Source organism: Sphingobium sp. LB126 (assembly GCF_002795205.1).
GTDB classification, from domain to species: domain Bacteria; phylum Pseudomonadota; class Alphaproteobacteria; order Sphingomonadales; family Sphingomonadaceae; genus Sphingobium; species Sphingobium chungbukense.
The window spans coordinates 998,358-1,022,500 of the sequence record NZ_NETV01000002.1 but is presented as its reverse complement, the minus strand read 5'-3'; the positions used below and the strand labels follow the sequence as shown (position 1 = coordinate 1,022,500).

20 protein-coding genes, 1 tRNA gene, 2 rRNA genes and 2 pseudogenes are annotated in these 24,143 nt (G+C 59.8%); 18 read left to right on the top strand and 7 right to left on the bottom strand.

Annotated elements, in window-relative coordinates:
• Positions 1 to 93 precede the first annotated feature (93 nt).
• From CAF53_RS20680 to CAF53_RS20660, 5 genes are all read left to right on the top strand, one after another.
• Positions 94 to 2,902: ribosomal RNA gene (locus tag CAF53_RS20680) — 23S ribosomal RNA — on the top strand.
• A gap of 132 nt (positions 2,903 to 3,034) precedes the next feature.
• Positions 3,035 to 3,149, top strand: a 5S ribosomal RNA gene (gene rrf, locus CAF53_RS20675).
• 152 nt (positions 3,150 to 3,301) lie between these two features.
• Positions 3,302 to 3,378 (top strand) — tRNA-Met (locus CAF53_RS20670).
• A gap of 337 nt (positions 3,379 to 3,715) precedes the next feature.
• Entirely contained in the window at positions 3,716 to 4,648 is a 933-nt protein-coding gene (locus CAF53_RS20665; RefSeq protein WP_100239432.1) for a hypothetical protein, read from the top strand.
• Positions 4,649 to 4,765: 117 nt separating this feature from the next.
• Positions 4,766 to 9,064 (top strand): strawberry notch family protein, encoded by a 4,299-nt coding sequence (locus tag CAF53_RS20660; RefSeq protein WP_242443542.1) that lies wholly within the window; start codon positions 4,766 to 4,768, stop codon positions 9,062 to 9,064.
• 73 nt (positions 9,065 to 9,137) lie between these two features.
• Here the strand turns inward: CAF53_RS20660 and CAF53_RS20655 are convergent, their stop codons facing one another.
• A complete protein-coding gene (locus tag CAF53_RS20655) occupies positions 9,138 to 10,007 on the bottom strand; it encodes a MucR family transcriptional regulator (protein WP_100239431.1) in 870 nt (289 codons plus the stop codon).
• A 210-nt stretch (positions 10,008 to 10,217) separates the two neighbouring features.
• Here CAF53_RS20655 and CAF53_RS20650 point away from each other — a divergent pair, with 210 nt between their 5' ends.
• From CAF53_RS20650 to CAF53_RS20640, 3 genes are all read left to right on the top strand, one after another.
• Entirely contained in the window at positions 10,218 to 10,424 is a 207-nt protein-coding gene (locus CAF53_RS20650; protein ID WP_100239430.1) for a hypothetical protein, read from the top strand.
• Positions 10,425 to 10,582: 158 nt separating this feature from the next.
• The gene (locus CAF53_RS20645) at positions 10,583 to 11,779 is read left to right on the top strand and encodes a DUF932 domain-containing protein (RefSeq protein ID WP_100239429.1); all 1,197 of its coding nucleotides are present in this window, start codon (positions 10,583 to 10,585) and stop codon (positions 11,777 to 11,779) included.
• An 85-nt stretch (positions 11,780 to 11,864) separates the two neighbouring features.
• Positions 11,865 to 12,071 carry a hypothetical protein gene (locus CAF53_RS20640; RefSeq protein WP_100239428.1) on the top strand — a complete coding sequence of 69 codons (207 nt, stop codon included), beginning with the start codon at positions 11,865 to 11,867 and terminating at the stop codon, positions 12,069 to 12,071.
• A 132-nt stretch (positions 12,072 to 12,203) separates the two neighbouring features.
• On the opposite strand, the gene CAF53_RS27185 is transcribed toward CAF53_RS20640, so the two are convergent.
• Positions 12,204 to 12,542 carry a hypothetical protein gene (locus CAF53_RS27185; RefSeq protein WP_157801325.1) on the bottom strand — a complete coding sequence of 113 codons (339 nt, stop codon included), beginning with the start codon at positions 12,540 to 12,542 and terminating at the stop codon, positions 12,204 to 12,206.
• Positions 12,539 to 12,760 (bottom strand): hypothetical protein, encoded by a 222-nt coding sequence (locus tag CAF53_RS20630; RefSeq protein ID WP_100239426.1) that lies wholly within the window; start codon positions 12,758 to 12,760, stop codon positions 12,539 to 12,541. Before CAF53_RS20630 ends, CAF53_RS27185 begins: the two co-directional genes overlap by 4 nt.
• Before the next feature lie 221 nt (positions 12,761 to 12,981).
• Between CAF53_RS20630 and CAF53_RS20625 the strand changes: the two genes are divergently transcribed.
• The 4 genes from CAF53_RS20625 to mazF are packed head-to-tail and all read left to right on the top strand — an operon-like array spanning position 12,982 to position 14,460.
• Positions 12,982 to 13,443, top strand: coding sequence for a hypothetical protein (locus CAF53_RS20625; protein WP_100239425.1), 462 nt, complete (start codon positions 12,982 to 12,984; stop codon positions 13,441 to 13,443).
• Between the two features lie 23 nt (positions 13,444 to 13,466).
• The gene (locus CAF53_RS20620; protein ID WP_197707506.1) at positions 13,467 to 13,901 is read left to right on the top strand and encodes a hypothetical protein; all 435 of its coding nucleotides are present in this window, start codon (positions 13,467 to 13,469) and stop codon (positions 13,899 to 13,901) included.
• Positions 13,886 to 14,128 carry an AbrB/MazE/SpoVT family DNA-binding domain-containing protein gene (locus CAF53_RS20615; protein ID WP_100239588.1) on the top strand — a complete coding sequence of 81 codons (243 nt, stop codon included), beginning with the start codon at positions 13,886 to 13,888 and terminating at the stop codon, positions 14,126 to 14,128. Before CAF53_RS20620 ends, CAF53_RS20615 begins: the two co-directional genes overlap by 16 nt.
• Complete coding sequence (gene mazF / locus CAF53_RS20610) at positions 14,128 to 14,460, top strand: endoribonuclease MazF (RefSeq protein WP_100239424.1); 333 nt, start codon at positions 14,128 to 14,130, stop codon at positions 14,458 to 14,460. The genes CAF53_RS20615 and mazF overlap by 1 nt, the downstream gene beginning before the upstream one ends.
• 191 nt (positions 14,461 to 14,651) lie before the next feature.
• Here mazF and CAF53_RS20605 read toward each other — a convergent pair whose 3' ends face one another.
• Positions 14,652 to 16,166 carry a DUF6880 family protein gene (locus CAF53_RS20605; RefSeq protein ID WP_197707505.1) on the bottom strand — a complete coding sequence of 505 codons (1,515 nt, stop codon included), beginning with the start codon at positions 16,164 to 16,166 and terminating at the stop codon, positions 14,652 to 14,654.
• 359 nt (positions 16,167 to 16,525) lie between these two features.
• Here CAF53_RS20605 and CAF53_RS20600 point away from each other — a divergent pair, with 359 nt between their 5' ends.
• The 6 genes and pseudogenes from CAF53_RS20600 (at position 16,526) to CAF53_RS20575 (ending at position 20,154) form a co-directional block, all read left to right on the top strand.
• Positions 16,526 to 17,014, top strand: coding sequence for a DUF736 domain-containing protein (locus CAF53_RS20600; protein WP_100239423.1), 489 nt, complete (start codon positions 16,526 to 16,528; stop codon positions 17,012 to 17,014).
• Positions 17,015 to 17,100: 86 nt separating this feature from the next.
• Positions 17,101 to 17,448, top strand: a pseudogene (locus CAF53_RS20595) (hypothetical protein); the annotation flags it as partial.
• A 98-nt stretch (positions 17,449 to 17,546) separates the two neighbouring features.
• Positions 17,547 to 18,425 carry a plasmid partitioning protein RepB C-terminal domain-containing protein gene (locus CAF53_RS20590; protein ID WP_100239422.1) on the top strand — a complete coding sequence of 293 codons (879 nt, stop codon included), beginning with the start codon at positions 17,547 to 17,549 and terminating at the stop codon, positions 18,423 to 18,425.
• Positions 18,426 to 18,427: 2 nt separating this feature from the next.
• Entirely contained in the window at positions 18,428 to 19,318 is an 891-nt protein-coding gene (locus CAF53_RS20585) for a plasmid partitioning protein RepB C-terminal domain-containing protein (protein WP_100239421.1), read from the top strand.
• 156 nt (positions 19,319 to 19,474) lie between these two features.
• A complete protein-coding gene (locus CAF53_RS20580) occupies positions 19,475 to 19,909 on the top strand; it encodes a putative toxin-antitoxin system toxin component, PIN family (RefSeq protein ID WP_157801324.1) in 435 nt (144 codons plus the stop codon).
• Entirely contained in the window at positions 19,906 to 20,154 is a 249-nt protein-coding gene (locus tag CAF53_RS20575) for a hypothetical protein (protein WP_157801323.1), read from the top strand. Before CAF53_RS20580 ends, CAF53_RS20575 begins: the two co-directional genes overlap by 4 nt.
• A 466-nt stretch (positions 20,155 to 20,620) precedes the next feature.
• Here CAF53_RS20575 and istB read toward each other — a convergent pair whose 3' ends face one another.
• The 3 genes and pseudogenes from istB to CAF53_RS20560 form a co-directional block, all read right to left on the bottom strand.
• The gene (istB, locus tag CAF53_RS20570; RefSeq protein ID WP_100239418.1) at positions 20,621 to 21,403 is read right to left on the bottom strand and encodes an IS21-like element helper ATPase IstB; all 783 of its coding nucleotides are present in this window, start codon (positions 21,401 to 21,403) and stop codon (positions 20,621 to 20,623) included.
• A complete protein-coding gene (gene istA, locus CAF53_RS20565) occupies positions 21,393 to 22,916 on the bottom strand; it encodes an IS21 family transposase (protein WP_100239417.1) in 1,524 nt (507 codons plus the stop codon). Before istA ends, istB begins: the two co-directional genes overlap by 11 nt.
• Positions 22,917 to 23,022: 106 nt before the next feature.
• Positions 23,023 to 24,131 (bottom strand): annotated as a pseudogene (locus tag CAF53_RS20560) (FAD-dependent monooxygenase).
• Positions 24,132 to 24,143 lie beyond the last annotated feature (12 nt).

Here is a 24,143-nt window from a genome sequence, read left to right as displayed (position 1 = left end):
TACACAAATGATTATCTGGCTGAGTTAAAATCACCACACCGATAAAGACTGATGCAGTGCTACTCCAGTGCTGTCATTGGTGGTGTGGACTCTCAAGCGTGAGGTAAGGGCATCTGGTGAATGCCTTGGCATGTACAGGCGATGAAGGACGTGGCACGCTGCGATAAGCGTGGGGGAGCTGTGAGCAAGCTTTGATCCCGCGATTTCCGAATGGGACAACCCACCTTCACCATTTAATTCCGTTGTTGGCGGTTCTTTCGGGAGCTGGCAGCCGCGTAGTTAAATGGGAGAGGTATCACTAAGCTGAATAAAATAGGCTTTGGTGAAGCGAACCCGGAGAACTGAAACATCTCAGTACCCGGAGGAAAAGACATCAACCGAGATTCCGTTAGTAGTGGCGAGCGAACGCGGACCAGGCCAGTGCCTGGTGCTTAATTAGCAGAACGATCTGGAAAGTTCGGCCATAGCGGGTGACAGCCCCGTATGCGAAAATGAAGCATCAGGACTTGAGTAGGGCGGAGCACGTGAAACTCTGTCTGAACATGGGGGGACCACCCTCCAAGCCTAAATACTCGTACATGACCGATAGCGAACCAGTACCGTGAGGGAAAGGTGAAAAGCACCCCGATGAGGGGAGTGAAACAGTACCTGAAACCGGATGCCTACAAGCAGTGGGAGGGTCCTTGAGACCTGACCGCGTACCTCTTGCATAATGGGTCTGTGACTTAGTGTATCATGCAAGCTTAAGCCGTTAGGTGTAGGCGCAGCGAAAGCGAGTCTGAATAGGGCGACAGAGTATGATGCATTAGACCCGAAACCCGGCGATCTAGGCATGACCAGGCTGAAGGTGCGGTAACACGCACTGGAGGGCCGAACCGTTTAATGTTGAAAAATTATCGGATGAGTTGTGTTTAGGGGTGAAAGGCCAATCAAGCCGGGAAATAGCTGGTTCTCCGCGAAATCTATTGAGGTAGAGCGTCGAATGATTGCCGTTGGGGGTAGAGCACTGGATGGTTGCGGGGGTCGCGAGATCTACCAATACTAACCAAACTCCGAATACCAACGAGTCTAGTTCGGCAGACAGACGGCGGGTGCTAAGGTCCGTCGTCAAAAGGGAAACAGCCCTAACCTACAGCTAAGGTCCCCAAGTCACGTCTAAGTGGGAAAGCATGTGGGATTTCCAAAACAACCAGGAGGTTGGCTTAGAAGCAGCCATCCTTTAAAGAAAGCGTAACAGCTCACTGGTCTAAATAAGAGATCCTGCGGCGAAGATGTAACGGGGCTCAAGACGTGCACCGAAGCTTAGGGTTCAGCACTTGTGCTGAGCGGTAGCGGAGCGTTCCGTAGGCCGTTGAAGCGATCTGGTAATGGGTCGTGGAGGTATCGGAAGTGCGAATGCAGACATGAGTAGCGATTAACAGTGTGAGATGCACTGTCGCCGAAATTCCAAGGGTTCCTGCTTAAAGCTAATCTGAGCAGGGTAAGCCGGCCCCTAAGACGAGCCCGAAGGGGGTAGTCGATGGGAACCACGTTAATATTCGTGGGCCTGGAGGTGTGTGACGGATGGCGTAAATTGTTCGGCCTTATTGGATTGGTCCGGGCAGTGAAGTTGTCCCAGGAAATAGCCCCTCCGTATAGACCGTACCCTAAACCGACACAGGTGGAATGGTAGAGTATACCAAGGCGTTTGAGAGAAGTATCCTGAAGGAACTCGGCAAATTGCCTCCGTACCTTCGGAAGAAGGAGGCCCCACATTAAGGCAACTTTTTGTGGGGGGCACAGGCCAGGGGGTAGCGACTGTTTAGCAAAAACACAGGGCTCTGCTAAGTCGGCTTCAAGACGACGTATAGGGCCTGACGCCTGCCCGGTGCCTGAAGGTTAAGAGGAGGAGTGCAAGCTCTGAATTGAAGCCCAGGTAAACGGCGGCCGTAACTATAACGGTCCTAAGGTAGCGAAATTCCTTGTCGGGTAAGTTCCGACCTGCACGAATGGCGTAACGACTTCCCCACTGTCTCCAGGATATGCTCAGCGAAATTGAATTCTCCGTGAAGATGCGGAGTACCCGCGGTTAGACGGAAAGACCCCGTGCACCTTTACTGCAGCTTCAGAGTGGCATTAGGAAAGAACTGTGTAGCATAGGTGGGAGGCTTTGAAGCGATGACGCCAGTTGTCGTGGAGCCATAGGTGAAATACCACCCTGTTGTTTTCTGATGTCTAACCTCGCACCGTTATCCGGTGCAGGGACCCTCTGTGGCGGGTAGTTTGACTGGGGCGGTCGCCTCCTAAAGAGTAACGGAGGCGCGCGATGGTGGGCTCAGGACGGTTGGAAACCGTCTGTTAGAGTGCAATGGCATAAGCCCGCCTGACTGCGAGACTGACAAGTCGAGCAGAGACGAAAGTCGGTCATAGTGATCCGGTGGTCCCTCGTGGAAGGGCCATCGCTCAACGGATAAAAGGTACGCCGGGGATAACAGGCTGATGATTCCCAAGAGCTCATATCGACGGAATCGTTTGGCACCTCGATGTCGGCTCATCACATCCTGGGGCTGGAGCAGGTCCCAAGGGTTTGGCTGTTCGCCAATTAAAGTGGTACGTGAGCTGGGTTCAGAACGTCGCGAGACAGTTTGGTCCCTATCTGCCGTGGGCGTCGAAATTTGAGAGGAGTTGACCCTAGTACGAGAGGACCGGGTTGAACATACCTCTGGTGTACCTGTCGTCCTGCCAAGGGCGCAGCAGGGTAGCTATGTATGGACGGGATAACCGCTGAAAGCATCTAAGCGGGAAGCCTCCCTCAAGATAAGATTTCTTCGAGCGGTCGTAGACCACGACCTTGATAGGCCGGATGTAGAAGTGTGGTAACATATGGAGCTAACCGGTCCTAATTGCTCTGATCGCGCCTGAGAGTCCCACCATCAATGACAACACTGGACACAAACCAGCGTCAGCCATTGAATGTGGTGATCAACCTCATGCCAGATATATCTACCGTAAAATGCACGGCATTCGATTAAAACCCAAAGCGCAAGCTCTATTGCTTGGTGACCATAGCGTCTGTGACCCACCCGATCCCATCCCGAACTCGGCCGTGAAACCAGTCTGCGCCGATGGTACTGTGGCTCAAGCCCCGGAAGAGTAGGGCGTCGCCAGGCATTACAGCTCGCGCTTTGATAAACCCATTCACCCCCCTTCTGGCCCAGGACATCGGGCCAAAGGCCCCAAAGGCCAACCGGCCGCCCGAGCTTATGCGAGGATAGCCAAGGATGCCGATGCATCCGCCGGCCCGTGAGGCAAACATAAGTGTCGCGGGATGGAGCAGCCCGGTAGCTCGTCAGGCTCATAACCTGAAGGTCGCAGGTTCAAATCCTGCTCCCGCAACCAAACTTTGGTCCAAATGGACCAACAAAGTTTCAAGAGGTCGCCAAAAAAACTGCTGTTTTCAAGCAGTTATCCCATGTAACATGGTCTCCTATGGGATCATGACCGCTCAGGTGGTTTGCATGGGATTTGTTGGTCTTTGGAACAGGATTTCAAATCCCACGCACCGTTTTCAGGAGTCCTGACCGGTGCTGACCAACAGTCTCATTCAATCCATTCTACCCTCCGAACGCCCCGTCAAGAAAGCCGATGGCGGCGGCTTGCACATCTGCGTCCTGCCCAACGGCAACGCGCGCCGATCCTGACCGACGAACAGAAGGCTTCCGCCCTCGCCTATGTCGTGATCGGCCAGGATGGCCAGCCGCGCATCCATGAGCAGCTCTATATCGCCCCATCGGTCGAACCCGTCGACGAGGAGGAGCCGTCCGGCGAGGATGAAGAAGAAGAGACGGCATCAGATGAGGAGGCTCCGGGCCAGCCCCGCATCAGCCAGCGCCTTGCCGATGAACTGGCCGAGATGAAGGCCGAACTGCTCCGCGTCCATGTCGCCAGCGATCCCCGCTTCGCGCTCGACCTTGCCACCTTCACTATGGCCGATGCCGCCACCCGCAAATATGGCAGCAGCGACCTTGCCACAGAACTGCGCGCCAATGCACCTTATTCCCGGCTCACCGGCTATGAGAGCGGGACGCCGGCGGCTGAGGAGTGGATGAAGTTCGACGCCGGACTCGATCGCAGCTGGACCGAACATGCCGATGAGCGGGACCGCTATGACGCCTTCTGCGCGCTGGCCGAGGAAGCCCGTGCCGCTTGGTTCGGCTGGTCGATCGCCCGAACGATGCAGGCCATACCCGCTGGTCGCACCGGGAGCCGCTTCGTCGATCATCTCGGCCAGAAACTGGAAATCGACGTTGCTTCATGGTGGCGGCCCACCGCGACCAACTATTTCGACCGGATCAGCAAGGCGTCGATCCTGTCGGAGTTCGAGGGGATCGGCGGGATCGAACTCAGCAGCCGTTACAGCGCCTCGAAGAAGCATGATCTCGCCCTGTCGGCCGAAAAGCTTTTCTCCGGCGCGCTGATCATCGAGGCGGAGCTCAAGGAAAGGGCGCTGGCTGGTTGCCTGACGCCATGCGCTTCAGTCCGCTGGTCGATCTGGTGGAAGGCGACATCGAACCGGGCGCAAGCGGTGACGATCTTGTCGCGGATGCGCAAGGGCTGCCCCCGGCTGAGGACGACGACATCGCCCATGCGGCCTGACAGCCACCATTGATCATCCTTGGGGTCGCCGCCTTGCGCTGCGGCCCCTTTTGCATCCGTTCCGTCCGGTCGCATGTGCGGCGCAGGTGGATGCCGACGGACCGTGACGGTCCCCAGCCAGGAAAATTGCATGACCCTCCCACTCTTCGCGCCCATCGAGGCGCCCGATGCAGATGTGCCCCAAAAGGTCCGGCAGCTATTCGATGTTGCCCAAACCGTGTCCGCATTGCTGGCGGCCTCCCGGCCGCCCAGCCGCCAGACGCTCAAGCGGCTGATGACGCAGAGCTTTGGAACCAGCGATGCAGCGGGCGGCTGGTCGATGCGCGACGCCTATGACGCGCTCGAAGCCGCGCAGGTCCTGTTCCTTCGCGAGAGCAGGGCAAACGAAGCGGAACCCCGGACCGCTGAGGCGCGGTTTGACAATCTGCTGCTCCTCCAGGACCGGCTTCCGACCCACAGCTATCGTTCCGAGCATCAGGTGGCGATGCAACAGTTCAGCACACCGCTTGCCCTTTCCTGGCTCGTCAACCAGGCGGCGCGGATCGGCGTCGATGATCACCTCCTGGAGCCTTCGTCCGGCACGGGCATGTTGCTGGCCCATATCGGGGCGGCAGCACCAGCGCAAATGACGCTCAACGAACGCGACCCGGCCCGCGCTGTGCTGCTCGCGCTTGTCATGGGCCAGACCGTCACCTCCCATGATGCTGAATTCATCCATGACCATCTGTCGGCGGATATCAGGCCTTCCGTCATCCTCATCAATCCGCCTTTCAGCCGCAGCGAGGGCCGGGGCCGCGACCGTCATGCCGGCGCCCGCCATCTCCGTTCGGCATTGTTGCGCCTGGCGCCAGGCGGACGCTGCGTTGCGATCATGCCTCCAACCTTTGCCGCCGACGGCAGCGGCGCGGCGGCCTATGCCTCGGTTGCCGAGATCGTGCCGCCGCGCGCGGAGATCACGATATTGGGATCGCCCTATGCCAGGCATGGGACGAGCATCGCCGTTCGCCTGCTCCTGTTCGACAAGGGCTGGACGGGGTCTGCGGCCTGTTATTGCGCGCCCGATATCCGCGCGGCGCTTGCCCCTGTCCTGGAGCTGCCGCCAAGGCTGGACACCTCTTTGCCCCCCGAACCCTCCACACCAGTTGCAAGCTCCCGGCCTCGGCCGCCACGCGGTGCCCGCCCGTCGCCGCTTTTCAGCGCGCTTGCGGCGTCGCGCCTTGCGCCGCCCACGCGGCGACCGGATGAGAAAGATGATCTTGAACCCATAAATTATCAGATACTGGACGAGCCGGTGCCGCCGGGCGCGCCGGTTGGCCTCTATACGCCCTGGCGGCTTGCCCGTATGACAATCGAGGGGGCAACGCAGCATCCCGACCAGCTCGTGGAATCCCTGGCCATGGCGTCGGTTCTGCCGCCGGTGCCAGCTTGGCGGCCGATGCTTCAGCGCAGCGCCCGTGCACAGCTGTCCGACGCGCAGCTTGAGACCATCATCCATGCCGGCGAGGCTTTTGCGAGGGATCTGCCCGGCACATTCACCCCGAATAGCGCCGGTGATCAGCTTGTCGAGGATGCGCAGGGGCAGGTCTACCGGTCCGGCTATTTCATCGGCGACGGCACGGGCGTCGGCAAGGGCCGCGAGGGGGCCGGTTGCATCCTCGACCAGTGGAACAGGGGCAATCGCCGCGCCATCTGGATATCGCGGAGCGCAGCGCTGCTCGAGGATGCGCGCCGGGACTGGAGCGCCCTTGGCGGCCTTCCCATCGATATCCAGCCCCTGGACGCTTTCCCGATCGGGCAGCCGATCAGCATGGCGTCGGGCATTCTCTTCCTCACCTATGCAACCTTGCGCTCCGCGCGTCATGAGACCGCCACCCGCCTGCAACAGATACTTGTATGGACCGGACCGGATTTCGAGGGGGTCATCCTGTTCGATGAGTCCCATGCCATGGGCAATGCCGCCGGAACCGAAAATGATTTCGGGACCGCAAAGGGCTCGGACCAGGGCCTGGCTGGCGTCCGGCTCCAAAATGCGCTGCCCCGTGCACGCATCGCCTATGTCTCGGCAACCGGCGCCACCAAGCCGGAAAATCTGAGCTATGCCTCGCGGCTTGGCCTGTGGGGACCGGGTACCGCCTTTACCGATCGCTATGCCTTCATGGCTGCCATGGACGACGGCGGCATTGCCGCCATGGAGATCGTGGCCCGCGACCTGAAAGCCATGGGGCATTATACCGCCCGGGCATTGAGTTTCGCCGGCGTCGAATATGAGCCGCTCGAACATAAGCTGACCGTCGATCAGATCGCGATTTACGATGCTTACGCCGATAGCTGGGCGATCGTGCATCGCGGACTCCAGAAAGTCCTGGAAGCCTCCAACATCGTCGACCGCATGTCGGGCGCGACTCTCAATGCCCAGGCCAAGGGGGCGGCGCTTAGCCGCTTTGAAAGCGCCAAGCAGCGCTTCTTTTCGCAGCTGCTGATCTCCATGAAGATGCCCACGGCGATCAAGGCGTTCGAGGCCGAAATCACCGCGGGGCACGCGGTTGTCGTGCAGCTCGTTACCACCGCTGAAGCCATTCTTGATCGGCGCCTCGCGGGCCTGTCGGCGGAGGAACGCGCCACGCTGGATCTGGATTTATCGCCGCTTCAGATCCTGATCGACTATCTCACATCGGCCTTCCCCACGCGCCAGATGCGGGTCTTCCGCGCCAGCGACGACAGCCTGCGGTCCGAGCCCATGGCCGATGCCGAGGGGCGGCCGGTTCACTGCCAGGAGGCCATTGTGGCGCGCGAAGCCCTGATCGAGGAATTATGCTCCCTGCCTCCAGTTCCCGCCGCGCTCGATGCCGTGATCGCGCATTTCGGGACCAATATGGTCGCCGAGGTAACAGGCCGCTCACGCCGTATCGTCATCGACAGTCATGGCCACCAGAAGGTCGAGCGCCGCAGTGGCCGCGCCAATATCGCTGAAACGCAGGCGTTCATGGATGGGATCAAGTCGATCCTGGTCTTCAGCGACGCCGGGTCGACCGGCCGATCCTATCATGCCGATCTTGCCTGCAAGAGCGCCGATAAGCGCCGCATTCATTTCCTGCTCGAACCGGGCTGGCGCGCCGACGTGGCGATCCAGGGGCTGGGGCGCACGCACCGTACCAACCAGGCTTTTCCGCCGGTGTTCCGGCCGGTCACCACCGATTGCAAGGGCGAGCGACGTTTCATCAGCACGATTGCCCGGCGCCTCGACAGCCTGGGCGCCTTGACGCGCGGTCAGCGACAGACCGGTGGACAAAATCTCTTCGATCCGGCCGACAATCTCGAAAGCGATGATGCGCGCGAAGCGCTGACCCAATGGTATCATCTGCTGGGCGCGGGGAAGCTCGCCAGCGTCACGCTGGACGACTTCATGGACATGACGGGTCTCAAGCTTGTCGACGATGGCGGCGCATTGCTTGAACGGCTCCCGCCGATCCAGCGCTGGCTCAATCGCATCCTGGCCCTGCGGATCGCGACCCAGAACGCCATCTTCGAAGAATATATGGGCCTCATCCAGGCCCGCGTCGACGCCGCGCGTGAGGCGGGGACATTGGATCTTGGCGTCGAAACGATCCGTGCGGAGAAGATCGTCGCCCTGACAGATCAGGTTCTGCGGACCGATCCGGTGACGGGCGCAGAGACAAAGCTCATGCGCCTGGAACTCCATCTGCGTCCGCACGCGACCAGTTGGAACCGCCTCATGCATCTCTGGGGAGAGACAAGCGACATCGCCTTTCTCCGCAACGGTCGGTCCGGTCGCGTCGCCTTGCGCGTGCCATCCTGGTCGATCACGGACGAAGACGGGCGGCCCATCGTCATGTGCCAGCTGGTCCGGCCGACTGGTGCATCACGCATGGAAATCGCAGCGCTTGCGCACAGCCACTGGACTGCGATCAGCCGCCAGCCATTCAGGGACCTTTGGGAGGTTGAAGTCGCGGAGGCCGAGGCACGGCTCGATGTGGAAACCATCAGCGTCGCGACCGGTCTGTTGCTCCCTGTATGGCACAAATTGCCACAGGACGATGTTCGTGTCTGGCGGATCGACGATGGCGCGGGATTGTCGGTGCTGGGCCGCATCATCAGGCCATCGGCCCTCGACAAGTTGCAATCGGCGTTCGGCCTGGAACAGGCCATCAAGCTGAGCGCTGAAGAGTTGATCGCCGCCGCTCACAATGGAGAGGGGGCCTCTGTTCCCGGCCTTGGTGGCGCGCGACTGATATCGTCGATCGTGAACGGCACCCGAAGAATGGAGATCCGAGACTTCCAACCCCATGACAGGGAATGGCTGAAGGCGCGCGGCGCCTTCACTGAAATCATCCAGTATAAAACCAGATTGTTTCTGCCGCCTGAGAAGGCGGAGGCAATCCTTAACGCTGTTATCGCTGAACGATGCTGACAAGCGTCGCGCGGCTTACCTTCCAATCATGCCGCCTTCGCCCTGTTGAAACAGCCGAAGGCGGCATTCGCTCTCATGCGGTTTCGGTTGCGGGAGCCGCCGCTTCGCCCGTTGCCGGCGATGTCGGTTCAGCCGAGGAAATCTTGATACCAAGCTTCTTGCGCGCGGCCGTAAGTGCCGCCTTGGCATCAGGCGTCGCCTTTGCCGCTACCGGCTTCTTGCCAGTTTTCGCGGTGGCCGGGCTTGCCTTCGCATTTGGCTTCGCTGCCTTTTCAGCCGTGGCCGTCTTGGCAGGCTTCGCTTCCGCCTTGGGCTTCGACGCCTTGACGGAAGGCTTGCTGGAAGCGGCTGCTGCCTTCGGCGTCGACTTCGTCACTCCATTGTCGGTGACTGCTGTCGTAGCCGGCGTCCCGGCCGTTTCAGAAGCTACTGCGGCCTTGGCCGGCGCAGCGGCAGCCTTTGCGCTGGCCTTTTTCCCGGAAGCGGGCTTCGAAGTTGGTGTCACTGTCTTTGCCGCCGGTGCGGCTTCCGCTGCCCTAGCTGCGGCGGGCCGCTGACCAAGACCGTTGCGCTGGGCGACGTCGCGGCGCATGTCCGCATAGGCGGGCGCTACCATGGGATAGGCCTTGGGCAGACCATAGCGTGCGCGATATTCCTCTGGTGTAAGCCCGTTTGCGGCCAGGTGACGCTTCAACGTCTTGTAGGGCTTGCCGTCAATGAGGCTGATCAGATGGTCCTTCGACGCGAGGCTCTTGCGAATGCTGACTGCGGGAACATATTCGACGGGTGCCGCTTCCGTAGCGGTAGGCTCGTCGACCAGCGCTGCGCGCGTCGACTGGATGAGGGCGGCAAGGTCAGAGCTCTCGACCCTGTTATTGGCGACATAGGCGCTCAGCAACTGAACGGCCAAAGTCGTGGTGTCGGTCTGTTCGGTGTCAGCCATGAGGATATTTCCTGGGATATTGAGAAGGAAGTGACCCTGGACTCGGGTCAGTTGCGAAACGGTAAAGCCATGCTCCGTTCAGTTCGCGGAGTCAAAGGAAAGACGACGGGCTGAGTCAATGGTCGCCATGTTTGATCGCGCCAAATCGCACGATCAAACAACCCCGGATACAGAACTTCATGCCCCATCCGCTACCGGGAGCACTTCGTCATGATCATTTACCAGATGCAGCAGTGGGCGATGGTCCGTGCCCGCGAAAGCGGCGAGATCTTCTGTCTCATCCAGGATGTCGATGGCAGCATTGCCATCTTCCCAGAGAATGAAGTCATCGCTCGCGGGAGGAACTGTGTTGACGCCATTGTCTGGTCTACCGCCTTTGCAGAGGATGCGCTGATCGATCCTGTATTGCGTGCCTGAACCGGGGCCGTTTTTCGCTGAGGATATGACGCGAATATTCGCGCTTGGATGGTCTGTAAGACCGGGCAGCGAGGCAGGAACGGGAGGGAAGGGGGCGGAGTGGATATGGACCGGGTGTCGATGCGCCCGATGTCCAGCCCGAATGAGGAGATCATCCCATGTCCAGTCTCATCCCGCACGATGATGAGTCGCCTGTTGGCGGCGCCTATCGCGTCGACATCTCGCGCGGCCGCAATATCGGCCGCGTGTCCTCCGAATGGTATTCGCGTCCCGACGATGATAAGTTTCTCTCGCTGACCGATCTTTATGACAGTGTCCGCGCCCGCGCCGACCGTGCTTCGACCCGGATCGTCGAAAGCAGGGCGGTCCGGGTCGAAGCACGGTCCGAAGATCCCGAGCGTCTCAGCCTGTTTGTTCCCGGCGACGACCGTCCTGTTGCGCCCACCAACTGGTCCTTCGGTCAGCTGTCAAGCCTGGTCGGTGCGCCGGCTTCCTATCTCCGCTCGCTGCCGGCGGCTCTGGCTGGCATCAATCTCCAGCATGGCCTGCTCGCCCATCGCGGTGAACAGGTGAAGCTGCTCCAGACAGAAGAAGGGCGCACGGAACTGCGGGCTGTTACCGGGCCGGATTATGGCCGAATCTGGGATCATGAACTGGTTTCCGCGGTCATGAAGATCGCAGGCAATGGCGTTGGCGACACGCGCTGGAAAGTGCCGGGCGTGCTTGACTGGGGAAACATGCATTACAACCCCTATGTCGATGTGACCCGCGACACGACGACGCTCTATGCATCTGATCGCGACGTCTTCCTGTTTCTGGTCGATGACACACACCCGATTGAAGCGGGTCGGCTTGCCAATGGCGATCCTGATCTCTTCTTCAGGGGCTTCTATTGCTGGAACTCGGAGGTTGGTTCCAAAACCCTTGGCATGGCGACCTTCTACCTCCGCGCGGTGTGCATGAACAGGAACCTGTGGGGCGTGGAGAATTTCGAGGAAATCTCGATCCGCCACTCCAAATTCGCCGCCAATCGCTTCGCCCTTGAAGCCGCGCCGGCGCTTGAAAATTTCGCGGATTCCTCAGCCCGAAGCTTTATCGATGGCATTCGCACCGCGCGCGAGCGGATCGTGGCGCGCACCGACGAGGATCGCGAGACTTTCCTGCGCAAGCAGGGTTTTTCGAAGGCTGAAACCGGCAAGATCATTTCGACGGTGCTGGCCGAGGAAGGCCACCCGCCCGCCAGTCTCTTCGATTTCGTCCAGGGCATCACCGCCCATGCGCGGACGAAATCCCATCAGGACAATCGCCTCGACGTCGAGGTCAAGGGGCGCAGGCTCCTCGAAAAGGCGCACTGAGCGCCTGACGTCAATCCGCTTTTTCGATCCCCTTCGGCCCCCGCGCCCGCCGGGGCCGCAATCACTCTTGCGAAAGGATCCCGTCATGGGCGCTTCCCCTCAAATCCAGACCTTCCTTGTCGAAGTCCAGTTCCTGAGCGGTGACGAGCAATATGGGATGGAACTCTACACGATCGACGCGCCGAACTGGTATCGCGCCGAACAGCATGCGCTCGAACGCTCAGGGATGAGCGTCTATGATAACCCGCTGATCCCTGATTTGCGGCGCCGCGCTATTGCCAGGCAGGCCTGAGAAGGATGGATCGATCACCCCGGGATCGGTCCATCTTCAGTTCGCATTCTTGTTAGATTCTTCAAATCCGGAGCATTTCCCATGTCCTGTTCCTCACGCGGGCTGGCATCCTTATTGTCAGCTTCTCCATCCTCAACCGGAACCCATCCAGAGCTGCGAAGTCCGAATGGCGAACTTCCAGCGCTGCCAGGGGCGGACATCGGGCGGTACTGCGTCCTTGCCACCTCTCATCTCTCCATGGCGACCGCAGCGGTGCTTGACAGTTGGACCAACGGTCACGCGCATGAGGCGCCGATCACCGTTGCCCGGAACGCGCGTGGCTGGTTTGTCGCGACGAGGCAGTTTGATCCCATGCGGGAATGTTTGCTTCCCAAGGATCTTCTGGACGCGGTCCGCCTGGCCCGCAGCCGGGGCATAGGCCTGCTGCATTTCGATTGCGATGGCCCAGTGCTCGCGGAACTGCCCGTTCATGACTGGTAATCGGCTGGTCCTGCCAACAACGCCTTCAGGCGAGCATCGAGATGGATCAAGCGGTCGGCGGCAAGCTCGGCCACATTGGCCTGGATCACATAGCCTTGCTGCCGCAGTACATCGCCCAGATCACGGACAATCGTGATCAGGTCCGGGGTGGAGATGCCACTGTCCAGCATGCGGAGTATCTCACGTTCCTCTTCGTCAAGTTCGCGCATAAAGCCTCCCCGATCTGCGTCGATCCAAAGGGTGGTTGAAATCCTGGAGCATGGCCGGCTCGGGCGGGATTGCCATCGGTGCCGAGTCTGGCATGCGCCGAGAATAATATTTGACGCGCAAGACCACAACTGCGCCATTGGCCGGCGATCGGCGATAATCTGATCGATCCGTCCTCGTCAGGACTTCGTGGCGCGATCCTCTCTTTCATCGGAGGTCCATCATGGACATGATCGTTACCCGCGTCCGGCTTCCGGGCGCGGCGTTCCTATTCCAATATCGTGCGCTGGTGCCATGGGCGGCACTCTCAACTGACCGACAGGCGATGCTGCCCTCGGTCCTTGGTCCTCATATAGCGGGCCGGCCTCAATGTGTACGCATCGCACCGCTGATCGCGCCCGATCGCTATTTCGCCATGCGGGAACCTGAGCGGTCCTCTCTGGCCTGCCGCATCGGTCTTGTGGCCCGGCGGGTCGAGACGCTGGTTGTCCGGGCGGTTTTTCCCGAAATGACCGCCGATATGCTGCCGATCCATTATCACGGCGATCATGAGGCGGGCGATGCCTGCCATTGCGTTCCGATTATGGACCTCGCAGATGCATTTGATCGGCTCGAGCTGGCTCTCGATGCGCTGATGGCGTGCGATCTCGGACTTTACCAGGGCGACGCCCAAAACGCGGCCTGAGCTTCACAAGAAAGGATCGGCATATGAACCAGAGCGAAGAGTTCAGTCTCGAAACCGCGGCGTGCCTCTGGGAAGCCGTGCTTGCTTTGCGGGACCAGGCCGGCGGCGATCCGGCTGCAAGGCTTTTGGCCGCGGCGATTGCGCGCAGCTTTGAGACCGTCGGGACCGCTGCATTGCGCCTTATCGTCGTGGATTGGACGAGCGCCGTCGAGAAAGCCTGGCAGGAAGTCAGCGGAACCTATCTGCTCTGCTTTGATTGGGATTTCGTGCCCGACTGGGTGATCGAAAATATCAACTGGTCGGATCCGGCAAATCCGCATCGGATGCCGACGGCATCGGCACCGCAGCTTGTGCATACCCCACGCAACAAAAGTCGATACAATGTTGACACGGATTCGCGCTATGATAATGTATCATCAATGTCGATACATTGGAGATGGTCATGCGTGTGCAAGTGAAAAAGTGGGGCAACAGTGCTTCGGTCAGGATTCCTACCTCGATCATGGCCGCTGCTGCGCTGCATATCGATCAGGAGGTGGATGTCAGGGAAGAAGAGGGCCGGGTCATCATCGAGCCGATCACCGCGCCTGCCTTCACCCTTGAGGAGTTGCTGGCGGGGATGAAGCCTGAAAACTTTCCCGAAGACGTCGATTTCGGTCCGCCTGTCGGCAATGAGGTTTGGTAATGGCGAAATATATCCCCAATATGGGCGATATCGTCTGGCTAAACTTTGATCCCCAGGCTGGACATGAGCAGGCCGGTCATCGACCCGCCCTTGTCCTGTCACCGGCGGCCTATAATCGCGTGCGCGGGATGATGATTTGTTGTCCTATGACGAGCAAGATCAAAGGCTATCCCTTTGAGGTGTTAATCAGCCAGAACCCACCCAGCGCTGTATTGGCAGATCAGCTCAAAAGCGTTGACTGGATGGCACGGAAGGCGACAAAAAAAGGAACAGTATCGCAAGCGGCGCTGCTGGAAGTTCAGGGAAAAATCCGCGCTCTGCTGGCGATCTAGCTTATATCCGTTCAGGCGATTTTTCATCTCGATGGGCAGCGTTCTCCCTGCAAAATCTCGTTCGGGACGTCACTTTCCTTGATGAACTCGAAGCGGCTTGACGAAGATCGTCGACTTCTCCCAATCCGGCGTCGCCCTTTCCGAGATTCGCGCCGGCTTCGATCCAGGCCTCATGGCAGCTATGTCATATTCTACAGCGTTCTGGTTTCGGTCATCCGCATTGAGCGCATTCTGCATGGCGCACGCGACATCGGCGCCATCCTTTCATCAGACTCGCCGTCCCAAAAGCCGCGCTTGCGGCCGTGCTTGGCCTTGAGCGCCGTTACATAGGCATCATGGTCGGGATGGCCGCCATAATCATCGATGCGCCGCGCGAGATGCGCGCAACTTTGCAGGTGGCGTGCGGCATGCGGATAACGTTTGACCCGGGCCTTTTCGAGCGCGAAATCGATCATGGCGCGAAGCGCCAGCGTTGCGGCCAGGGGATGACGCGATTCCAGCGCCTCGGCCGCAGGCGTGAGGATTTCATAGGGGCCGCCATCCAGTTCGTCGGCGCGGGCGAGCAGCATTGTCGCCGCGCTGTCGATAGCGGGCCAGGCGAGCAGGAAATGCAAAGCGTGCGGGAGCGATGGAAAGGCGCGGACATGGGCCAGCGCCCGCTTCTCTGCTTCCAGATCGTCAAAGTCGGGCAGGCGTTTCAAATAAGCACGGAGATATTCAGCGTCGAGCGCGGTGGCGAACCGCTCCCAGCGAGCCGCCTGGGCCTCGTCCGCGTGGCCCAGCGCATCGAACGCCGCGATCCGCACCCGGTCCCAGTCCGGCCAATGGCCACCCCGACGCCGTATTGCTTCGGCCGCGCCGAGCACGGTCATGGCCTCCGCCGCGCGGCCCGCAGCCAGCAGGCGCTCGGCAATGGCAGCGGCAATCGCGGGATTATGGCGCTGATCGACTGGATATTGCGCGATGAAGGCATCGACATCACCCAGCGCATCGGCAATGTCGACCAGCGCCTGGCGGACAAGCCGCTCATGGCGCCGGGCTTCCATCTCGTCCTCGTAGAAAACGCCGCCTGAGCCATAGCCGATGACGCGCCGTTCGGCCTGGGGTGGCCGCTGCGGTCCTTCGCGCGCCATGGCCTCGAACTTGTGCCTGAGGGCTTTCAGTCCTGCTTCGCCAAGCGGCTCCGTCATCAGGGCGACGAGGCCGTCGAATTGGCCATGGTCATTGTCGCAGACGCTGTCGAACACCCGGTCGACAAGCCGGTCAGTGGGCAGGCGGGCAGCAGCGGCGAGCGAGCCAAGATCGGAGAGCGCCGTTGCAAACACGGTGCCCAGCGTCCCATGGCTGTCGTCGCACCGGCTGAGCACTGGGCGCGCGAGCGCGATCAGCTTCCACAGCAGATCCAGCGCCGTCGCCGGATCGGTCGGCGCGACATGCTCCAGGATCGCGCGCCGCTGTGCCTCGATATCCTGGGCGAGGGGCTTCACCTTGTTCCAGTCGACAAAGGCTTTCGCCTTGGCGATGGTGGCGAGGCGCTTGGCGACCTCTCCGGCCACATCGCCGCTGCCGCTTGCGCTGGCAAGCTCCAGCCGCAGGCGCCGTTTCGCTTGGGCATCCCCTGCCACAAGCTCCAGCAGCAATTGGGCCAGCCGATTGGCGCCCAGCGCCTCGAGATTGGCCTGGTTGAGGGTTTTGGAAGAAGCCATGGAATCTGTCTGTCGCCAGATGGGGCAGGGCGTCAAGGGTGGAACGGTGTGGGGTTTGGGGCTGGGCGACCGCCCGCGCATGACGCGGGCGCCGGGCTGACGGGCTGCGCCCCGAGCCCGGCTGCGCGGGTCTCGGCCCTGGCGGGCTTTCATCCCTGCCGCGGTGGCGTGTGGGGGGAAGACGTCGCGCGGCTGTCAGTGGGCGACACATGCGCGCGAATGGGGAGCGTGGCCTGGAGAGGTAGTGCCGATGCGGCGACGGGCGCGCCCAGCCGCGCTGCCGGGATCAGAGAAAAGAGGGATTTGAGATTTTTGTCGCCGAAAATGGGTTTCGAGCGACAGAATGAAAGGTCAAGTCAATGAACATCGGTGAAGTTCGTGAAATCAATGGTCGCCTCGAAGGCCGCATCGCCACCCGGACGATCGATCTCCCCCGGATCGGCCTGCGCAAGGTCGAGAGCATGAACCCCAGGGCACCCGCCTATGAAGTCATCGCCCTCAATGTCGCGCGGCGCTGGGTGCAGGTGGGGGCGCTTTGGGAAGCCGTCGCCAAGAAGTCCGGGGAGGTCTTCCTCGCCGGCAATATCGACGACCCGAGCCTTCCCGAGCCGCTGGCGATCGCCCTGTTCCCGATTGAGACGGGTGGTTACTCCATCGCCTGGCGGCGCGATACGCTCCGGTCCGACTTTGGCGGCTCCGGCTTTGGTGCGGCCAATTACGACAGCATGGGCGGTGGCGACACCGACTATGAACGGGGCGGCGAAGGCGGCTTTGGCGCAAGCACCGCGGAACCGGGCGGCCAACTCGTCGGCGCCGGTGCCGATTTCGATGACGAGGTTGCCTTCTAAGGTCCTCATCATCGTCGCAATGGGGCTGGAGGAGCATCGCTTCTCCAGCCCTTTTCCTTTGCCCTCATCCCATGAGGAGAGATCCCATGACGGACATTCATCCCCGCAGCGTCGACAGCCTCGCTGACCTGAAGAGCCTCTATGCCGCGATCACCGCCAGCCCCGATTTCCAGCGCGCCTTCGGTGATCCCATCCCCCTCACCATCATCGAACCGGGGGAGGAACCGGGCGACCACGACATGCCCGAACCGCTCGCCGCGCAGGCCGAATGCGGGGCGGTGATCGCGACCATTTTCGACCTCCTCACCGACACCCGGCTTGAACCGCTGGCGGCGGAGATTGCCTGGGGCTTCGTCAATTCCTTCCACTTCGTGGCCAATAAGCTGGAACGGCGCGAGGATGCACTTGTCGATGAGCTGCGCGACATGGCGAGGCTCGCTGAGCACAATGGAATTGGCTTGGACGCCTATCGGGCGGATGATCTTTCACCACTCTACCACCTGTCCCGGCGATTTCAGATTCGAGATGTCGCATGAGCGAAGCGCACGAAGAGATCGTTATGATCCCCATCGACGCGATTCAGGTTATCAATCCCCGGAAGCGCAATAAGCGCATCTTTGAGGAGCTTGTAGATAGCATTTCCAAGCTTGGCTTGAAGAAGCCGATTACTGTGACTCCAGCATCCAAGGGCGGATTTTCGCTCGTCTGCGGCCAAGGCCGACTCGAAGCATTCATTGAGTTGAAGCAAGAACGCATTCCCGCCATCGTGATCGAAGTGTCACGGGAGGACAGTTACATTCTTAGCCTCGTGGAGAACATGGCTAGGCGAAACCACAGCCCGCTGGAACTAATCCGAGAAGTTGGTGCGCTGAGAGATCGAGGATACAACAACCAGCAGGTGGCTGATAAGATCGGTTTCAGCAACGAATATGTGTCGATGATCTGTACAATGCTTGACCGTGGAGAAGAACGTCTTCTAAACGCGGTTGAACGTGGAATGATACCTCATTCGGTTGCTTATGAGATTGTAATGGCGGGAGATACGGATACTCAGAATGCCCTCTCAGAAGCCTACGAAAAGGGCCTTGTTACGATCTCGCAGATCGTGAAAATCCGGCGGATTCTTGATGAACGCTCCCAGATTGGCAAAACGATGCGGTCCGCAAGAGGTTCTTCCCAAAAAGGGCTCAAGCCGACGGCCACTTCTCTTGTCCGCGTCTATCAAAAAGAGGTTCAGCGTCAGAAGCTGCTTGTGAAGAAGGCGAGCCTCGCGCAGAGTCGGTTATTGTTCGTTGTGAATGCAATGAAGAAACTACTCTCAGAAGAACATTTTGTCACCCTTCTTCGCGCAGAATCTATGGGAACGCTTCCGCTTCCTCTGGCGGAGCGTATTGGCATATCGGAGGCTTGAGGATGCCAAGGAAGGTTAAGGTCGCGTTTGACCGCGTAGTGATCGAACTGCAATTGGCGGACATTCTGCCACTTCGTCAGCTTACGGCTGCGATAGAGATTTCGAAACGCTTCGGTCGGATCGTGGCTTCCATTGACACCGTCGGCCTGGCTGAACCCCTCGTTGTCGCCAAGCAAAAAGAAGGTGAGCCGTACTTGCTGGTAGACGGTCACCTTCGTTATTATGCGCTCCTGAAGCGAGGAGATACAAAGGTTCGGTGCATCGTCTCCGACGACGACGAGGCCTTCACTTACAATAAACGGGTAAACCGGCTCGCGACCGTGCAGGAACATTACATGATTGACCGTGCCGTCAGGCGTGGGGCTTCGGAGGAGAAGATTGCGCGAGCGTTTGGCGTAGAAGTCAATGTTGTGCGAAGGCGGCGAAACCTCCTGACCGGTATCACGGCAGAGGTTGCCAACCTTCTTGCCGATCGACACATCAGTATCCAGACCTTCGAAGTGTTGAAAAAAATGAAGGCGCCCCGGCAATTTGAGGCGGCCGAACTAATGGTGTCGTTGAACAATTTCTCTCACTCGTACGCGAAGGCGTTACTGGCGGCAACGAACGAGGAGGATCTGACCAAGCCAAATCGCAAACGACGGGTTGGGGGCCTTACCCCCGACCAAATGGCACGGATGGAAAGAGAGATGGAGAACCTCAGCCGCGATATGAAGGCGGTGGAAGACGGTCTAGGCGACGACGTTTTGCATCTCGTTGTCGCCTCTCGTTATCTGGGCAAATTATTGGCGAATGAGCGCATCACCGCCTACCTCGAACGGCGCCACCCTGAAATTAGCGCTGAATTTCGGACTATAATATCGAACGCGTCCTTGGAGCAATCGGCACAATGATCTGGGGGTTTGCCCATTCTTTGGGATGATGCGTCATCCTTGCGAAATGGCGGGCAGGTGGTTGTTCGAAGCGATTGAGCCTAACCGATTGCGGTCATAAATTTGCCCATTTCGCGGCTATTGCGAATCGAGGGGGGTGACGTTATATATGACGTCATGTACGTGCTGGATACGAATATACTCGTCGCTGCGCTCTGGTCCCGATCAGGAGCATCGTATCGGATCATCGAGTGCGCGCTTAGGGGCGAGCTCGCTTATGCAGTTTCTGTTGCGCTGGTGCTGGAATATGAAGCAGTGCTCAATCGTGCAGCGATGCGCGAGGCGAGTTGGGCATCGAAGGCGGAGTTGGATACGGTGCTCGATGCGTTGGTCGGACAAGCACGGAGGATTATGCCGATCAGAACTAAGCTGCGTCCGACGCTCAACGATCCGGCCGACGATATGGTATTGGAGTGCGCGGTCCAAGCTGGCGCAGATGCGATCGTCACGATGAATGTACGGGACTTTGTCCCTGCGCGAGAATTGTACCGCGTGGATGTGATTAAGCCCGGTGAATTGTTTTTACGCCTCGAGCGAGGAGAGACGAAATGAGTAATTATCCGTTGCGACTGCCTGACCACGTTATGGCCGAAGCCAAGCATCTTGCGGAACTGAACGGCACCTCGCTCAACCAATTTCTGTCGTCGCTGATCGCGGAGCGGGTTGGTGAATTGAGGGCGATAGCGGACATTCGGGTCCGTGCTGAGCGTGCCAATCCGGCTGCGGCACTGGAGATCCTCACGCGGACGCCGGATCGGGTGCCGCTTGTTGGCGATGAGTTGCCCGGAACCCATTGAGGCAACGCAGCTCCCGATCCTTGGCCAGAACTGAAGTGGGTCGTCCCGCGCGGTAATTCACCCCACGCACCAGTGCTGGCAATAAATGGCGCAAAATCAATTATTTATGAGACTTTGAAAAAAGTCCCAGGACACATTTTGTCGCCTAGGAGGCAGTTTGGCAACCCCTTTTGCAACGGCCCTTTTACTAGACAACTCGGTTCAAACTGGTCCCTCTCATGCTTCCAGATCAGTCGGAGCAACGCCTTTCTGAGCGACTTGGGGTCGAGAACTGAAACCTGCAAATCGCTTCTCCTCAACGCAACAGCGGCAACCCCAGTTCCCTCAGGAAGACGTTGTGTTTGCTAGTCGCTGTTGCGATTTTTTCCTCAAGCGCTGTCAGTGTTGATTGCCGTTGAGAAGTGACCCGGGATTTCCACCGAGAAGTGACCCGCCTGATGGTTATGTTTCGGATGTCATATGTGGGTCAAGGTGCGGGTTTCTCCTTTCTGGGTCTGGCTTGCTGGGCTGAGCTGTTCTTGAACCGGAAGCTGTCGTTGCCGGTCTCCAGGATGTGGCAGTGATGGGTGAGCCGATCGAGGAGCGCTGTGGTCATCTTCGCGTCGCCGAACACGGTGGCCCACTCGCTGAAGCTCAGGTTGGTGGTGATGATGACGCTGGTGCGCTCGTATAATTTGCTCAGCAGGTGGAAGAGCAGCGCGCCGCCGGAGGCACTGAACGGCAGATAACCCAGTTCGTCCAACACGACGAGGTCCGAGTGGACGAGCCGGTTGGCGATCTGCCCGGCGCGCCCCTGGGCCTTTTCCTGTTCCAGGGCATTGACCAGTTCGACCGTAGAGAAGAAGCGGACCCGCTTTCGATGATGCTCGATCGCCTGAACGCCCAGCGCCGTTGCGAGATGGGTCTTCCCGGTGCCCGGACCTCCAACGAGCACCACATTGTCGGCAACATCGATGAAGTCGCAGCGGTGCAACTGGCGCACCAGCGCTTCGTTGACCTCGCTGCTGGCAAAGTCGAAGCCGGCGAGATCGCGATAGGCGGGGAACCGCGCAACCTTGAGCTGATAGGCAACGGATCGCACCTCGCGTTCGGCCGTCTCGGCTTTCAGCAACTGGGAGAGGATCGGCACGGCCGCCTCGAAGGCGGGCGATCCCTGAGCCATGAGATCGGTCACGGCCTGAGCCATGCCGGGCATTTTCAGGCCGCGCAGCATCACGACGAGGGCACCGGTGGCGGGATCATGACGCATGACGGTTCTCCCGGCGCAGGGCATCGTAGCGCTCGACATTGGCCATTGGCTCGCTGACCAGCCTCAGCGCCTGTGGCGCCGTTACCGGCGGCATCGAGAGCGGTTTTCCATCGAGCAGCCTGTGCAACAGGTTGAGGATATGGGTCTTGGTGGGCACGCCCGCGTCCAGCGCCAGGGCGACAGCGGTCAGCACCGCCTCTTCGTCATGGTGCAAAACCAGGGCGAGGATCTCGACCATTTCCCTGTCGCCGCCGGGATTGCGCAGCAGATGCCGTTGCAGCCGCTGGAAGGCCTCGGGCAGTTCGAGGAACGGCGCGCCGTTGCGCAGGGCGCCGGGTTTGCGCTGAACCACCGCCAGATAGTGACGCCAGTCATAGACGGTGTGCCCCGGCCCATCATGGGATCGGTCGATAATGCGCTGATGCTCGCATATGACTTGCCCTTCGGCGACGACCAGGAAGCGATCGGGATAGACCCGCAGGCTGACGGGCCGATTGGCGAACGACGCCGGCACGCTGTAACGGTTGCGTTCCAGGTGGATCAGGCAGGTTGGCGAGACCCGTTTCCCATGTTCGACAAAGCCATCGAACGGTCTGCCCATCGGCATCAGGCTTTCCACTTCATCGGCCCAGGCATCGGCGACCGAACCCGGTTCGATCCCGTGCGGGATATCCTGCCACAGCTCCTTGCAGCGCTCCTCCAGCCATAGGTTGAGAGCATCCAGGCTTTCCGCCTGCGGCGTGGGTTGCCATAGCCGATGCCGGGCATCCTGGACGTTCTTCTCGATCTGGCCCTTTTCCCAGCCTGCTGCCGGATTACAGAACTCGGCCTCGAACAGATAATGACTGACCATGGTGAGGAAGCGGGTGTTGACGTTCCGCTCCTTGCCGCGCCCGACCTTATCGACGGCGGTGCGCATATTGTCATAGATGCCCCGGCGCGGAACACCACCCAGCACGCGGAACGCATGATTATGGGCATCGAACAGCATCTCGTGGGTCTGGAGCAAATAGGCCCGCACGAGAAAGGCGCGGCTGTAGCTGAGCTTGAAGTGGGCGACCTGCAGCTTGGTGCGCACGCCGCCGATGATCGCCCAATCCTCGCTCCAATCGAACTGGAATGCTTCCCCCGGTGCGAAGGACAGCGGCACGAATGTCCCGCGCCCGCTCATCTGTTGCTCACGACGATAATCATCGCGCCAGTCCCGGGCAAAGGCCGCCACCCGATTGTAGGAGCCATCATAGCCCAGGCTGACCAGATCAGCATGCAACTGCTTCATCGTCCGCTTATGCTTGCGGGTCCGACCCATCTCCCGTCTCAGCCAGGCTGACAGCCGCTCCGCGAACGGGTCCAGTTTGCTTGGGCGATCGGGCACCTTGAACCGCGGCTCGACCGTGTCCGAACGTAGATATTTACGGATCGTATTACGTGACAGCCCGGTACGCCGCGCAATCTCGCGGATCGAAAGATGATCGCGGAAATGCCAGCGCCGGATAACGCTCAATAACGCCATGTCCAACACTCCATGACCCCTCGCTCGTCAAAGCCAGGGGTGAGTTCAACATGGGTCACTTCTCAGTGGAAATTTGGGCCCTTCCCGGGTCACTTCTCAACGGCAATCAACACCACGACAAGCGCACATGCTCGCGCATGGTGGAAATGGCTTCGTTGACGACCGCCTGATGGATCGGGCGCCGTTCACTCTGATAGCTGTCGAGCAGGCGCGGGCCGCCCCAATCTTTCAATTGCGCGGCAATTTTCCAGCCAAGATCGACCGCATCGCCCACGCCCATGTTCATCCCATGACCGCCAAAGGGGGGTGAAGATGGCATGCGTCCCCGGCCAGAAAAATGCGGCCGAGACGATGACGATCCGCCACGAGCTCGTTCGCATACCAGATGTCGGCGCTCAGTATTTCATAGGGCAGGTCAATGCCGGTCGTCATCTTGATCTGTTCGATTGCCTCTTCATGCGTCAGTGTTTCGTTTTCATCGAGGAAAGCAGGCATGAAGAACCATAGATCGCCCTGATCCATCGGGCCTATCGTGCTCAGGCCGGATGGCCCGACCTGCCAGTAGATGACCGCGGGGCCTTGCCGATGTGCGGTTGCCAGGCCCGGTGCGCGGAAGACGATGTTATAGGCCCGGACGATGCGCGACCGCCCTTCCATCTTCGCGCCGATCAGATTCCGCACGCTGCTGCGCGATCCATCCGCCCCGACCAGAAACGCACTGCGAATGTTATATGACCCGTCACGCGTCTCGATCGACGAGGTGACATGGCCTTCGTCTTGACCGGCGCCGATGAAAGCCGCGCCCAGGCGTATTTCGACAGTCGGCAAGGATGAAGCATGTTCCAGAAGAATCCGCTCAAGCGTGTATTGTGGAATCCACTGCGCATGTTCGGGATATTCGTCCGCCCGCACCGGATAGCCATTGAAGGCGTTGGGGAAGTTGGCGAGCAGGTTGCCTGCGAGGCTCGTCACGAACTTGACATCATTGGGATAGTCTACGCCGAACGGTGAAGCCTCGGCTAGCCTGTCGGCAATGCCCCAGCGCCGCAGCAGCGTGCGGGTGCGAACATTGGTCGTTTTCGCGCGGGGTGAATCACCAGTGCGGTCGCTTTTTTCCACGACGATTACATGTATGCCATGCGTGCCCAGTTCGATTGCCAGCGCCAGGCCGACGGGTCCCGCACCGACTACCAGTACCTGTGTCTCGATCGTCATCAGAAGCCTCCC

Bases quoted from the DNA above. Each gene is read 5' to 3' on its own strand.
- CAF53_RS20660 (WP_242443542.1), top strand. From the start codon at position 4,766: ATGACCCTCCCACTCTTCGCGCCCATCGAGGCGCCCGATGCAGATGTG.
- CAF53_RS20655 (WP_100239431.1), bottom strand. From the start codon at position 10,007: ATGGCTGACACCGAACAGACCGACACCACGACTTTGGCCGTTCAGTTG.
- CAF53_RS20650 (WP_100239430.1), top strand. From the start codon at position 10,218: ATGATCATTTACCAGATGCAGCAGTGGGCGATGGTCCGTGCCCGCGAA.
- CAF53_RS20645 (WP_100239429.1), top strand. From the start codon at position 10,583: ATGTCCAGTCTCATCCCGCACGATGATGAGTCGCCTGTTGGCGGCGCC.
- CAF53_RS20640 (WP_100239428.1), top strand. From the start codon at position 11,865: ATGGGCGCTTCCCCTCAAATCCAGACCTTCCTTGTCGAAGTCCAGTTC.
- CAF53_RS27185 (WP_157801325.1), bottom strand. From the start codon at position 12,542: ATGAACGGGCAGTTCCGCGAGCACTGGGCCATCGCAATCGAAATGCAG.
- CAF53_RS20630 (WP_100239426.1), bottom strand. From the start codon at position 12,760: ATGCGCGAACTTGACGAAGAGGAACGTGAGATACTCCGCATGCTGGAC.
- CAF53_RS20625 (WP_100239425.1), top strand. From the start codon at position 12,982: ATGGACATGATCGTTACCCGCGTCCGGCTTCCGGGCGCGGCGTTCCTA.
- CAF53_RS20620 (WP_197707506.1), top strand. From the start codon at position 13,467: ATGAACCAGAGCGAAGAGTTCAGTCTCGAAACCGCGGCGTGCCTCTGG.
- CAF53_RS20615 (WP_100239588.1), top strand. From the start codon at position 13,886: ATGCGTGTGCAAGTGAAAAAGTGGGGCAACAGTGCTTCGGTCAGGATT.
- mazF (WP_100239424.1), top strand. From the start codon at position 14,128: ATGGCGAAATATATCCCCAATATGGGCGATATCGTCTGGCTAAACTTT.
- CAF53_RS20605 (WP_197707505.1), bottom strand. From the start codon at position 16,166: ATGGCTTCTTCCAAAACCCTCAACCAGGCCAATCTCGAGGCGCTGGGC.
- CAF53_RS20600 (WP_100239423.1), top strand. From the start codon at position 16,526: ATGAACATCGGTGAAGTTCGTGAAATCAATGGTCGCCTCGAAGGCCGC.
- CAF53_RS20590 (WP_100239422.1), top strand. From the start codon at position 17,547: ATGAGCGAAGCGCACGAAGAGATCGTTATGATCCCCATCGACGCGATT.
- CAF53_RS20585 (WP_100239421.1), top strand. From the start codon at position 18,428: ATGCCAAGGAAGGTTAAGGTCGCGTTTGACCGCGTAGTGATCGAACTG.
- CAF53_RS20580 (WP_157801324.1), top strand. From the start codon at position 19,475: ATGTACGTGCTGGATACGAATATACTCGTCGCTGCGCTCTGGTCCCGA.
- CAF53_RS20575 (WP_157801323.1), top strand. From the start codon at position 19,906: ATGAGTAATTATCCGTTGCGACTGCCTGACCACGTTATGGCCGAAGCC.
- istB (WP_100239418.1), bottom strand. From the start codon at position 21,403: ATGCGTCATGATCCCGCCACCGGTGCCCTCGTCGTGATGCTGCGCGGC.
- istA (WP_100239417.1), bottom strand. From the start codon at position 22,916: ATGGCGTTATTGAGCGTTATCCGGCGCTGGCATTTCCGCGATCATCTT.